Here is an 11522-nt window from a genome sequence, read left to right on the forward strand (position 1 = left end):
GAGCGGAGCGAAGGATCCTTCGCTTCGCTCGGGATCACGCCATCCAATGGGAGAGAACGATGAAGACCGGCCCGGCAGTCGCTGAAATCCTGAAGCGGGAAGGGGTCGAGTATCTCTTCGCCTATCCCGTCAACCACCTGATCGAGCACTGCGCGGCGATCGACATCCGTCCGATCATCGTGCGCCAGGAGCGCATCGGCCTGCATATGGCCGACGCCATGTCGCGCCTGACCAAGGGCCGCAAGATGGGCGTGTTCTGCATGCAGAGCGGCCCGGGCTCGGAGAACGCCTATGGCGGCGTCGCCCAGGCGTTCGGCGAATCGGTGCCGCTGCTGGTCATTCCGGCCGGCTATCCTCGCCGCATCGCGCACGTGCCGCCGAATTTCAATTCGACCATCACCATGGCGCATGTCGCCAAGCATGCCGAGCCGATCACCTCGGGCGCCGACATCGAGAACATCATGCGCCGGGCCTTCAGCCTGCTGCGCAACGGCCGTGGCGCGCCGGTCATCATCGAGTTCCCGGCCGAGGCCAATGTCGAGGAGGCGCCCGAGCCCCTGACCTACGTGCCGGTCGTCGCGACCAAGTACGGCCCCGATCCGGCCGCGGTGAAGGAAGCCGCCAAGGTGCTGGTCGAGGCCAAGCGCCCGGTCATCTACGCCGGCCATGGCGTGCACTGGGCCGAGGCCTATGACGAGCTGAAGGAGCTGGCCGAACTGCTGGCGATTCCCGTCTGCACCTCGCTCCAGGGCAAGAGCAGCTTCGACGAGACCCATCCGCTGTCGCTGGGCTCCGGCGGCCGCGCCTATCCGAAGCAGGTCCGCCACTTCCTCGACAATTGCGACGTGCTGTTCGGCATCGGCTGTTCCTTCACCGAGACGAACTTCGGCATCTCGATGCCGAAGGGCAAGACGGTGATCCACACCACGCTCGATCCCAACCACCTGAACAAGGACGTGCGCGCCCAGTACGGGTTGATCGGCGACGCCAAGCTGGCGCTGCGCGCCATGATCGACGAGTGCAGCAAGCTCGTGGGCGGCAAGAAGCGCGACGCCGCGCCGGTGGTGGCTGAGATCAAGCCGATCGCCGACGAGTGGCTGAAGGAGTGGATGCCCAAGCTCACCAACAACGACGCGCCGCTCAATCCCTATCGCGTGCTCTGGGACCTGCAGCACACGGTCGACAAGGCCAACACCATCATCACCCACGATGCCGGCAGCCCGCGCGACCAGCTCTCGCCGTTCTGGAAGACGACCGCGCCGCACACCTACATCGGCTGGGGCAAGACCACGCAGCTGGGCTACGGCCTTGGCCTCGCCATGGGCGCCAAGCTCGCCTGCCCGGACAAGCTCTGCATCAATGTCTGGGGCGATGCCGCCATCGGCTTCACTGGCATGGACTTCGAGACGGCGGTGCGCGAGCGCATTCCGATCATGTCGATCCTGCTCAACAACTTCTCGATGGCGATCGAGCTGCACATCATGAAGGTGTCGACCGAGAAGTACCGCTCGACCGACATCTCGGGCGACTACGCCGCGATGGCCAAGGCCTTCGGCGGCTATGGCGAGCGTGTGACCAAGCCAGAGGACATCATCCCGGCGATCAAGCGCGGCATCGAGCAGACCAAGAAGGGCGTGCCCGTGCTGCTCGAGTTCATCACCTCGAAGGAAGTGATGATCTCGACGCCGAAGTAACGCTCGCACAGCGTGTGAGTCCGAGGGATCTTTAAGGTTGCCGTAAAGGTCCCTCGCTACGCTCGGGATGACATCGAGGCAGGGAGGCCGCCGATGACCAAGATCCTCATGCCGACGGCCGAACATGATGTCGCCACGCACGACGGGCTCTGGATGAGTCCCGTCGATGCCGAGCGCGTCACGGGCTGGACCCTGAAGCCCGAAGGCATGTGCCGCGACGATCTCTGCGTGCCGCTGCCCTCATCGGCCCTCGCACCCAACGAAGTCGATCTCGCGGCCTTCTGGAAGAAGCTTGGCGGCCCGGTGATCGCCAGTGAGTCCCGCGACGTATGGGCACTCGGCGCGCCGCCCGAGGAGCGCAATGCCGCGCTTGAGGGACTGGATGCGCCGGATTTCACCCTGCCGGACCTCGATGGCGTGTCGCGCTCGCTGTCGCAGCTTCGCGGCCGCAAAGTCTTCCTCGCCACCTGGGCCAGTTGGTGAGGCTGCCGGTTTGACTTGCCCGTGTGGCAGACCCTCTACGAAGAACTGAAGGACAAGGGGTTCATGGTCGTGGCCGTGGCGCAGGAAAGCCGTGGCGCCGAGCATGCCCGTCCCTGGATCGAGCAGGCGAAGTCGTCCTACTGGCAGCTGATCGACGCCGAGCATCGGCTGGAAGACCTCTACAATCTCGTGAACGTGCCGCAGGCGGTCTGGATCGACGAGCAGGGTCGCATCGTGCGGCCGCCGGAGAATGCCGGTTCGACCGATCATTTCCGGCGCATGGACCTCAAGACCAGGACGATGAGCCCCGAAGACCAGGCCGAGCGCCTCGCCGCACGGCAAGCCTATCTCGACGCGATCCGCGCGTGGGTCACGACCGGGGCGCATGCGCTGCCGGCCGATGAAGCGCGCGCCGGCTTGCCGAAGGTCACGCCCCAGATCGCCGAGGCGCGGGCACGGTTCCGGCTGGGCGTCTGGCTGCGCGCGAACGGCCGCGCCGCCGAAGGCGACCTGCAGATGGCGGAAGCGAGCCGCTTGCATCCCGACTCGTGGAGCCTGTGGCGCCAGGCGGCCGATCTCGACGAGGTCGGCAAGGCCTCGGGGCCTGATTTCTGGAAGCGCGTACAGGCACTGGGCGATCGCCCCTACTATCCGCCACCCAAACTATAGAGCTGCCGATGCGCCTCTCGTGGAACGACCTCGGGAAACCACGCGCTGACAAAGCCAACGGCAAACGCGTCGAGATCACGGGCTTCCCCGTCGGGGCGAGCACATGGGGCGGCAACGGGCGTTTCCTGATGATGGCCGAGCCCGGCTGCTGCCAGGGCTGCGTGCCGAACAATCCGTCGGCAGTCGTCGAGGTGCTGGCCCGCCAGCCGATGAAGCTCGCCAACGGCGCGTTACGGCTGAGCGGCACCTGGCACGTGTCGCCCGATGCCGGGGGCTGGCGTTACCAGTTGCATGACGCCGAGGCGGTGAAGGGCGTGACGCGCCGCGCGCTGATGGCGGCGAGCCCGCTCTTCTGCCTTCCGGTGCCGGCGATGGCGCAGGCGGCGGACGGCACGACGATCGACATCCATAGCCATGCCGGCAACCTGACGCAGATGAGCTACGGCCGCGGCTCGTTCGCGCCCGTCGCCGATCCGATGCGCCAGGGCGGTGTGTCGGTGATCTCGCTGGCCGTCGTTGCCGATTCGCCGGTCATCAAGGTCATGGTCGGCCGTATGAGACCCAGTCGCGAGCCGCGCTCGGGCGAGCTCTACGCCTACAGCCAGCGCTCCTTTCCGACCCTGCATACGCTGGCGCGCGAGCAGGGGATGCCGATCATCCGGACCTCGGCCGAGCTGCGCGCGGCGCGTTCAGGCCGGCCTTCGATCATCGTTGCGGCGGAAGGCGGCGACTTCCTCGAGGGCCAGATCGACCGCCTCGACGAGGCCTACCAGCGCTGGGCACTGCGCCATCTGCAGCTCACGCACTACCGGCCCAACGAGCTGGGCGACATCCAGACCGAGCCCAGCGTGCATGACGGTCTGACGGCGTTCGGCGCCGAGGTGGTCCGGCGCTGCAATACGATCGGCATCGTGGTCGACGTGGCGCACGGCACGTTCGAACTGGTGAAGAAGGCTGCAGCGGTCACCACGAAGCCGCTGGTCCTGTCGCATACCTCGCTCATCAACCGGCCCTCTGCCTGGACCCGCCGCATCATGCCCGACCATGCGAGGGCGATCGCCGCTACGGGCGGTGTCATCGGCATCTGGCCGATCTCCGAGTATTTCCCCAACCTCGTCGCCTATGCGACGGACGGATTCGCGAAGATGGTCGACGTCGTCGGGATCGATCATGTCGGTCTCGGCACCGACCAGCTTGGCCTGGTCGGGCCGAGCTCGATGCCGAGCTACGTCGATGTGCCCCAATTGGCGGCAGCGCTGCGCACGAGATTCAACGCGGAGGAAACGGCAAAACTCTTGGGCGGCAATTTCCGGCGGGTTTTTGAAGCAAGCGTGCGCTGAAGCATCAAACATCCGTGAATGCACTGCGGCTGCTAGGCGGCGGCGCGGCGCTGGGCTACGGTTATTTCAATATTTCCTGAATAACGGGAGTCCGGGATGGCTGTCCTCAACGTCAACGGCAAGGCGCTCGACTACACCGCCGATCCGTCCACGCCGCTTCTCTGGGTCCTGCGCGAGCAGCTGGGCCTGACCGGCACGAAGTATGGCTGCGGCATTGCCCAGTGCGGCTCGTGCACCGTCCATATCGATGGCGCGCCGGTGCGCGCCTGCCACGTGCCGGTGAACACCGTCGGCACGAAGAAGGTCGTCACCATCGAGGCGCTGGCCGAGAACGGCGTCCTGAACAAGATCCAGGCAGCGTGGGTCGCGCTCGACGTGCCCCAGTGCGGCTACTGCCAGAGCGGCATGGTGATGGCGGCGACGGCGCTGCTCGCCAAAAAGCCCAACCCGACCGATGCCGACATCGACGAGGCGATGACCAACATCTGCCGCTGCGGCACCTATCAGCAGGTCCGCGCGGCGATCCACGCCGCGGCTAAGGCCTAAGGGGAGGGACACACCATGACGATCCAGACATCCCTCGGCCGTCGCGGCTTCCTGGTCAGCGGCGCGGCTGTCGCCGGCGGCTTCTCGCTCGGCTTCAAGCTGCCCTTCGACGAGGGCGTGGCGCACGCCCAGTCCGTCAAGGAAGTGAACGCCTGGGTGGTCATCCACCCGGACGACAAGGTGGTGATCCGCATAGCCCGCTCCGAGATGGGACAGGGCACGCTCACCGGTCTCTGCCAGCTTGTCGCCGAAGAACTCGAGTGCGACTGGAGCAAGGTCGCCTGGGAATATCCGCCGCCCGGCGAGAACCTGAGGCGCAACCGCGTCTGGAAGAACTACTCGACCGGCGGCAGCCGCGGCATCCGTGAGAGCCAGCAGTATGTCCGCGAAGGCGGCGCCATCGCGCGCGAGATGCTGATCGCGGCGGCGGCGAAGCAGTGGAACGTGCCGGCCGGCGACTGTAGCGCGGCCAACAGCGTCATCACGCACAAGGCGTCGGGCAAGACCGTGACCTACGGCGCGGTCGCCGCGGCGGCGGCCGAACTCGAGCCGCCCAAGGAAGTGAAGCTCAAGGACCCGAAGGACTGGAAGGTCGCGGGCAAGCCGCTGCCGCGTCTCGACACGGTCGACAAGGTCACGGGCAAGCAGATCTACGGCATGGATCACAAGATGCCGGGCATGCTGGTCGCCACCGTGCGTGCCTGCCCGGTGATCACCGGCAAGCTGAAGAGCTTCGACGCCAGCAAGGCCGAGAAGATGCCGGGCGTTAAGAAGATCTTGGCGATCGACGGCGATGCCGTCGTCGTGGTCGCCGACACCTACTGGCAAGCCAAGACGGCACTCGAGGCCGTCACGACGGAATGGAACATCGGCGAACTCGGCAAGGTCTCGACCGAGACCATCTCCGAGATGCTGAAGGAGGGCCTCACCGCCAAGGAAGCCTTCGTCGGCAACAAGGCGGGCGATGCCCAGAAGGCGATCGACGGTGCCGCCAAGAAGGTCGAGGCGGTCTACAGCTTCCCCTATCAGCACCATGTCACCATGGAGCCGATGAACGCCACGGCGCTCTACACGCCGGAGAAGTGCGAGGTCTGGTGCGGCACGCAGAACGGCGAGGCGGCACTGGCCGCAGCGTCGGAAGCGGCCGGCCTGCCGATCGCCAAGTGCGAGGTCTACAAGCTGATGCTGGGCGGCGGCTTCGGCCGTCGCGGCCGCTCGGACTATGTCCGCCAGGCCGTGCTGGTGGCCAAGGAGATGCCCGGCACGCCGATCAAGCTGATCTGGTCCCGCGAAGAAGACATGACGCACTGCCAGTATCATCCGACGACGATGGCCAAGATGACGGCCGGCCTCGACGCCCAGGGCAACCTGGTCGGCCTGCATATCCGCATCTCGGGCCAGTCGATCCTGGCGTCGCTGCTGCCGCAGAACCTGGTGAACGGCATGGACCCGGCCACCTTCCAGGGCCTGATGCAGACCGGCGCCGAGGCGACCTACGGCTACGACGTGCCGAACCTGCTGATCGACCACGCGATGCGCAACCCTCACATCACGGCGGGCTTCTGGCGTGGCGTGAACGTGAACCAGAACGCCGTCTACATGGAATGCTTCATGGACGAGCTGGCGGAAGCGGCGGGCCAGGATCCGCTGGCCTATCGCTTGAAGTACCTGAAGCCCAAGTGGGCGGCGGTGCTGAAGGCCGCCTGCGACAAGGCCGGTTACGGCAAGCCGTTGCCCGAGGGCCGCTTCCACGGCATCTCGCAGGTCATGGGCTATGGCAGCTACGTCGCCGGCGTCGCCGAGGTTTCGGTGAGCCCCGACGGCCAGCTCAAGATCCACAAGATCACCGCGGCCACCAATCCCGGCCACGTGGTCAATCCGGCGCAGATCGAGCGGCAGGTCGCGGGCTCGTTCGTCTACGGCCTGTCGGCGGCGCTGTTCGGCGAGATCACCGTCAAGGAAGGGGTGGTCGAGCAGACCAACTTCGACAGCTACAACGTGATGCGCATCGACGAGATGCCGGAGGTCGAGACGGTCCTCGTGCCGACCAACGACTTCTGGGGCGGCGTCGGCGAGCCGACCATTGCCGTCGCGGCCCCCGCCGTGCTGAACGCGATTGCCAAGGCGACCGGCAAGCGGGTACGCAACCTGCCGCTGATGCATCACGAGCTGAAGAAAGGCGCCTGATGGTCCGGTCGCTGCTGTCGGGTCTGGCTGGCATCGCGCTGCTGGCAGGCCCGGCCTCGGCGGCCGACGCGCCGCCGGGCGCCAGTTCCTGCACGGGCTGCCACGCGCCCAAGAAGGTGGCGGATTCGGTGATCCCGCATATCGCCGGCCGCAAGGCCGAGGATATCGTCACCTTCATGCGCGAATATCGCAGCGGCGCCTGGCCCTCGAGCGTGATGGGCCGCATCGCCAAGGGCTTCGACGACCAGCAGACCCAGGCCATCGCGGCCTGGTTTGCCGCGCAGCCGGAGTAGGTAAGGTGGGTTTCGCCCTACAGGCAGATCGTCGGCGGACAGGAAGACGGCCGCACGATCCTGGTTTCGGGCAGCACCTTCCGGTCGTTGACGTCGATCACGCCACCTTCCACGGCGAATCCCTTCGTGAGGTTGGTGCTGAGGAACAGGACGGTTCCGCCCTCGACGTTCAGTTGCAGCGGCGTGATCGTGCCCAGCCAACCGGGCGTGCGGTTGAACTCCTGCCACCTGAAAACGTGATTGCCGGGAACGATGTCCATCACCATCACCTCGCCCGGATTGACGCTGCCGACTTTCACGTCGTCGATGAACACATCGGCGGAGATGTAGTGCGGGCGATAGTAGACGACCGGGTAGCCACCCCATTCGTTGCCGCTGAAGATGTAGAGGCGCGCGCGATCCGCGGGTGGCTTCGTGAGCGCCCGTGCCATCTGCGAATATTCGGGCGTCGCAAGATTGGGCGCGGCCCGGGGAATGCAGCCAGTCAATCCCAGGCACAACAAGGCTGCGACCGCGAACGCCCTAAAACACCCCATGTCTCCAGCCCCCAATTGTCTTCAGCGTCGATGGACGATAGGGGGCGTATAACATGCTCGCGATACGGGCAAGCTCACGTCGGTGCTCACCAGAATGGAGGCACGCCTTGAGAAGCGGCCGGCGTACGCTCCTGAAAGGTGCTGTCGCGGTAGCAGCCTTCGCGCCCGCGATCGTTTCGGCGCAGGGCAAGGCGAAGGTTGTGGTGATCGGCGGCGGCTTCGGCGGCGCCACGGCGGCCCGCACCCTGAAGGCGTTGCAGCCCGTACTCGACGTCACCCTGGTCGAGCCCAATCCGGTCTACACCTCGTGCCCGTTCAGCAATTCGGTGCTCGCGAACCTGCGCGAGATCGACCAGCAGCAGTTCCGCTACGACGGCATCAAGTCGGCCGGCGTCACCGTCGCCCAGACGAGTGCGACCGCGGTCGATGCCGACGCGAAGACCGTGACCCTGGCCGACGGCAACAAGCTTTCCTACGACCGGTTGGTGATGACGCCGGGCATCGATTTCAACTGGGGCGCCATTCCCGGTTACGACGAAGCCGCGTCCCAGAAGATGCCGCATGCCTGGAAGGCGGGCGCGCAGACCGTGCTGCTGCGCCAGCAGTTGCAGGCGATGGACGATGGCGGCCTGGTCGTGATGTCGGCGCCGGCCAATCCCTTCCGCTGCCCGCCCGGTCCCTATGAACGCGCCAGCCTGATCGCGTATTGGCTAAAAATCTGGAAGCCGAAGTCGAAGCTGCTGTTGCTCGATTCGAAGGATGCCTTCTCCAAGCAGCGCCTGTTCCAGAACGGCTGGGCCGAGCTCTATCAGGGCATGATCGAATGGGTGCCGCTCAGCCAGGGCGGCAAGGTGACCTCGGTCGATCCCGCGACGCTCACGCTCACGACCGAGTTCGCGACCCACAAGGCCAACGCGGCCAACGTGATTCCGCCGCAGAAGGCCGGCGCCATTGCCGCGCAAGCCGGCGTCGCCGACCGCACCGGCTGGTGTCCGGTCGAGCCCGTCGCCTTCGAATCGACCCTGCGGCCCAACATCCACGTGCTGGGCGATGCGGCGATCATGGGCGGCATGCCGAAGTCGGCCTTCGCCGCCAATGCCCAGGCCAAGGTCTGCGCCGCCGCGCTGGTGCGTCTGCTGGCCGGCGACAAGCCGCAGGACCCGATCCTGATCAACACCTGCTACAGCCTCGTCGCCGCCGACTACGGCATCTCGATCGCGGGCGTCTATCGCCCCGACAAGGGCCAGCTCACCGACATTCCCGGCGCCGGCGGTACCAGCCCGCTCGAAGCGGTGGGCGGCTTGCGTGGCCAGGAAGCGCTCTACGCGTCGAGCTGGTTCCGCACCATCACCGCCGAGACCTTCGGGTGAGGCGATGCGGAGCTTCGCTGGGTTCCTGCTCGCGCTCGTCGCGTCTTCGGCCTCTGCTCAGCAGGTCGTGCCGCAGATCGTCGGCGATTCGATTCCCCGTTCGCTCACCGGCCAACCAGGCGATGCGGCGCGCGGCCGGGCGATCGTCGCCAACCGCAGCGTCGGCCTGTGCCTGCTCTGTCATTCCGGCCCGATCGCCGAGGAACGGTTCCAGGGCGACCTGGCGCCGAGTCTCGCCGGCGCGGGCTCGCGCTGGTCGGAGGGCCAGTTGCGCTTGCGCATCGTCGATGGCTCGCGTCTCAATGCCGACACGATCATGCCGGCCTACTATCGTACCCAAGGCCTGCAGCGGGTCGCCCGCTCCTTCGACGGCAAGACCATCCTGTCAGCGGAGCAGGTCGAGGATGTCGTGGCCTATCTTTTAACCTTGAAGGACTGAATGGACCGCCGTCGCTTCCTTGCCGGCACTGCCGCCACCGCCGCTACGGTGATCGTCCTGCCGCTCGCGCCCGCGTCGGCGACGCCCGAGTCCATGGCCGAGGCGATCAAGAAGGTGGTGGGCAACGCCACGCCGACCGAAGGGCGGGTGAAGCTCGACGTGCCGCCGCTGGTCGAGAACGGCAACAGCGTGTCGCTGGTCGTGTCGGTCGAGAGCCCGATGACCGTCGCGGACTACGTGAAGGCGATCCACGTCTTCAATGAAAAGAACCCGCAGCCCAACGTCTTTACCGCGCGCCTTGGCCCGCATAACGGCAAGGCCGTCGTCGGCGCGCGCATCAAGCTTGGCGACAGCCAGCGCATCGTGGCGATCGCCGAGACCAGCGACGGCAAGTTCTGGATGGCCGGTGCCGACGTCATCGTGACCCTGGCGGCCTGCCTCGAGGAGTCGACCTGATGTCGAACATCCTCGTGAACGCCCCGAAGACTGCCAAGCGCGGCGCCGTCGTCGAGATCAAGGCGCTGATCATGCACCCGATGGAGACCGGTTTCCGGCCGGGTCCCAATGGCCGCATCATCCCGCGCAACATCATCGAGCGCTTCACCGCGACCTGGAACGGCGCCGAGATCTTCGAGATGGAGATGTCGCCCGCGATCGCGGCCAATCCGTTCGTCTCCTTCTTTGCCGTGGCGAACGAGAGCGGCACGGTCGTCCTGCGCTGGACCGGCGACGAAGGCTTCGCCGTCGAGGAGCGGGTCGCCATCGCCGTCGAATGACCGCGCGACAGCTCGGCCTCGGTCTGGCGCTGGTCTTCGTCGCGTCCTATGCGGCCGCGCAAGTCGGCACGGACAAGCGGCGCTCCGGCTACCAGGACATGGGCGAAGCCCTGCAGAAGATGCAGGACGACGACACCGCCAATCCCGGCATGCTGTTCGTGCAACTCGGTGGCCAGCTCTGGGCGAAGCCCGCAGGTGCGGCCAACAAATCCTGCGCCGATTGTCATGGCGCCGCCGCGGCCAGCATGAAGGGCGTCGCCACGCGCTACCCCGCGATTCCCGCCGGCGCCGATCGCCCGATCGATCTCGAGGGCCGCATCGACCTCTGCCGTACGGAGAACCAGAAGGCCGAGCGTTTGCCGCCCGAGAATCGCGACCTGCTTGCGCTCACGGCCTATGTCGCGCTCCAGTCGCGCGGCATGCCCATCGCGCCGCCCGCCGATCCGCGCCTCGACGCGTTCCGCGCGCAGGGCGAGGCGATCTATCGTCGTCGCCAGGGCCAGCTCAATCTCTCCTGTGCGACCTGCCACGACGACAATGCCGGCAAGAAGCTGGCGGGCGTCGCCATCCCCGAGGCGCATCCGACGGGCTATCCGATCTATCGACTGGAATGGCAGGCGCTGGGCTCGCTGAAGCGGCGTCTGCGCAATTGCCTCGTGGGCATCCGCGCCGAGGCCTGGCCGCTCGATGCGCCCGAATATACCGCCCTCGAACTCTATCTGATGGAACGGGCCAAGGGGATGAAGCTCGAAACGCCGGCCGTTCGACCTTAGTCGCGCGTCGGCCGGGAGCGGAGATGGAATTTTCCCCTCCGGCCACCGCGAGAGTTAATCCTGTCGTCGCCAGCGCCGGATTCGACGGACCGTTTCATTGCTGCAGTTGCTGCCTCGCCCGTAGAGTCCCAGCATGCTCAGTCTTGCCAGTACCCTCGTTGCCCGGGCCGCCCGCCTGTTCCAGGCGGCCTATGAGGAGCCCGCCCTCTGGACGATCTCCGCACACGGTCACGTCGTGGGCTCGCTGGTGTGCGAGGCGGGCGCATGGCGGATCTCGTGGTTCAGCGGCGCCGATCCGCGACTCGCCAGCTATGGCGGGAGGGTCGACGGCGACGTCGAGGCCCTCGCGATCATCCTCGGCGAGCGCCTGGGGGCCCCGGTTCGCCTGGAGTCGCTTCCGGTCTAGACTGCCACCC

The 11522-nt window shown here is 66.5% G+C and carries 14 protein-coding genes; 13 read left to right on the top strand and 1 reads right to left on the bottom strand.

All coding sequences use genetic code 11. From position 1 onward, the window contains the following. Nucleotides 1–41: 41 nt before the first annotated feature. The 7 genes from AC1RP5_RS05180 to AC1RP5_RS05210 all read left to right on the top strand — a co-directional run bounded on the left by AC1RP5_RS05180 (nt 42) and on the right by AC1RP5_RS05210 (nt 7212). Nucleotides 42–1694 (top strand): thiamine pyrophosphate-requiring protein, encoded by a 1653-nt coding sequence (locus AC1RP5_RS05180; protein ID WP_493113296.1) that lies wholly within the window; start codon nt 42–44, stop codon nt 1692–1694. Nucleotides 1695–1787: 93 nt separating this feature from the next. After that, nucleotides 1788–2177: a hypothetical protein gene (locus AC1RP5_RS05185; RefSeq protein ID WP_493109522.1), complete on the top strand. Its 390-nt coding sequence runs from the start codon at nt 1788–1790 to the stop codon at nt 2175–2177. Between the two features lie 21 nt (nt 2178–2198). After that, nucleotides 2199–2846 (top strand): hypothetical protein, encoded by a 648-nt coding sequence (locus AC1RP5_RS05190; RefSeq protein WP_493109523.1) that lies wholly within the window; start codon nt 2199–2201, stop codon nt 2844–2846. Nucleotides 2847–2854: 8 nt separating this feature from the next. After that, nucleotides 2855–4186, top strand: coding sequence for a dipeptidase (locus AC1RP5_RS05195; RefSeq protein WP_493109524.1), 1332 nt, complete (start codon nt 2855–2857; stop codon nt 4184–4186). A 96-nt stretch (nt 4187–4282) separates the two neighbouring features. Continuing rightward, nucleotides 4283–4732, top strand: coding sequence for a (2Fe-2S)-binding protein (locus AC1RP5_RS05200; protein ID WP_493109525.1), 450 nt, complete (start codon nt 4283–4285; stop codon nt 4730–4732). 15 nt (nt 4733–4747) lie between these two features. After that, nucleotides 4748–6919 carry a xanthine dehydrogenase family protein molybdopterin-binding subunit gene (locus tag AC1RP5_RS05205; protein WP_493109526.1) on the top strand — a complete coding sequence of 724 codons (2172 nt, stop codon included), beginning with the start codon at nt 4748–4750 and terminating at the stop codon, nt 6917–6919. Beyond that, entirely contained in the window at nt 6919–7212 is a 294-nt protein-coding gene (locus tag AC1RP5_RS05210) for a c-type cytochrome (RefSeq protein ID WP_493109527.1), read from the top strand. The genes AC1RP5_RS05205 and AC1RP5_RS05210 overlap by 1 nt, the downstream gene beginning before the upstream one ends. 17 nt (nt 7213–7229) lie before the next feature. Here the strand turns inward: AC1RP5_RS05210 and AC1RP5_RS05215 are convergent, their stop codons facing one another. Further along, entirely contained in the window at nt 7230–7643 is a 414-nt protein-coding gene (locus AC1RP5_RS05215) for a hypothetical protein (protein ID WP_493109528.1), read from the bottom strand. 212 nt (nt 7644–7855) lie between these two features. Here AC1RP5_RS05215 and AC1RP5_RS05220 point away from each other — a divergent pair, with 212 nt between their 5' ends. From AC1RP5_RS05220 to AC1RP5_RS05245, 6 genes are all read left to right on the top strand, one after another. Further along, complete coding sequence (locus AC1RP5_RS05220; RefSeq protein WP_493109529.1) at nt 7856–9118, top strand: FCSD flavin-binding domain-containing protein; 1263 nt, start codon at nt 7856–7858, stop codon at nt 9116–9118. Between the two features lie 4 nt (nt 9119–9122). Next, nucleotides 9123–9557 carry a sulfur oxidation c-type cytochrome SoxX gene (gene soxX, locus AC1RP5_RS05225; protein ID WP_493109531.1) on the top strand — a complete coding sequence of 145 codons (435 nt, stop codon included), beginning with the start codon at nt 9123–9125 and terminating at the stop codon, nt 9555–9557. Further along, complete coding sequence (locus tag AC1RP5_RS05230) at nt 9558–10013, top strand: SoxY-related AACIE arm protein (RefSeq protein ID WP_493109532.1); 456 nt, start codon at nt 9558–9560, stop codon at nt 10011–10013. Further along, a complete protein-coding gene (gene soxZ, locus AC1RP5_RS05235; RefSeq protein WP_493109533.1) occupies nt 10013–10333 on the top strand; it encodes a thiosulfate oxidation carrier complex protein SoxZ in 321 nt (106 codons plus the stop codon). Before AC1RP5_RS05230 ends, soxZ begins: the two co-directional genes overlap by 1 nt. After that, nucleotides 10330–11106: a sulfur oxidation c-type cytochrome SoxA gene (gene soxA, locus AC1RP5_RS05240; protein ID WP_493109534.1), complete on the top strand. Its 777-nt coding sequence runs from the start codon at nt 10330–10332 to the stop codon at nt 11104–11106. Before soxZ ends, soxA begins: the two co-directional genes overlap by 4 nt. Nucleotides 11107–11239: 133 nt before the next feature. Next, nucleotides 11240–11512: a hypothetical protein gene (locus AC1RP5_RS05245; RefSeq protein ID WP_493109535.1), complete on the top strand. Its 273-nt coding sequence runs from the start codon at nt 11240–11242 to the stop codon at nt 11510–11512. Nucleotides 11513–11522 lie beyond the last annotated feature (10 nt).

This window comes from Reyranella sp. GW821-FHT12G01 (assembly GCF_058806575.1).

Excerpts from the sequence above, each read along its gene's own strand:
- AC1RP5_RS05210 (WP_493109527.1), top strand. The coding sequence starts at position 6,919 with ATGGTCCGGTCGCTGCTGTCGGGTCTGGCTGGCATCGCGCTGCTGGCA.
- AC1RP5_RS05185 (WP_493109522.1), top strand. The coding sequence starts at position 1,788 with ATGACCAAGATCCTCATGCCGACGGCCGAACATGATGTCGCCACGCAC.
- soxA (WP_493109534.1), top strand. The coding sequence starts at position 10,330 with ATGACCGCGCGACAGCTCGGCCTCGGTCTGGCGCTGGTCTTCGTCGCG.
- AC1RP5_RS05230 (WP_493109532.1), top strand. The coding sequence starts at position 9,558 with ATGGACCGCCGTCGCTTCCTTGCCGGCACTGCCGCCACCGCCGCTACG.
- AC1RP5_RS05200 (WP_493109525.1), top strand. The coding sequence starts at position 4,283 with ATGGCTGTCCTCAACGTCAACGGCAAGGCGCTCGACTACACCGCCGAT.
- AC1RP5_RS05245 (WP_493109535.1), top strand. The coding sequence starts at position 11,240 with ATGCTCAGTCTTGCCAGTACCCTCGTTGCCCGGGCCGCCCGCCTGTTC.
- AC1RP5_RS05215 (WP_493109528.1), bottom strand. The coding sequence starts at position 7,643 with ATGGCACGGGCGCTCACGAAGCCACCCGCGGATCGCGCGCGCCTCTAC.
- AC1RP5_RS05195 (WP_493109524.1), top strand. The coding sequence starts at position 2,855 with ATGCGCCTCTCGTGGAACGACCTCGGGAAACCACGCGCTGACAAAGCC.
- AC1RP5_RS05205 (WP_493109526.1), top strand. The coding sequence starts at position 4,748 with ATGACGATCCAGACATCCCTCGGCCGTCGCGGCTTCCTGGTCAGCGGC.
- soxX (WP_493109531.1), top strand. The coding sequence starts at position 9,123 with ATGCGGAGCTTCGCTGGGTTCCTGCTCGCGCTCGTCGCGTCTTCGGCC.
- soxZ (WP_493109533.1), top strand. The coding sequence starts at position 10,013 with ATGTCGAACATCCTCGTGAACGCCCCGAAGACTGCCAAGCGCGGCGCC.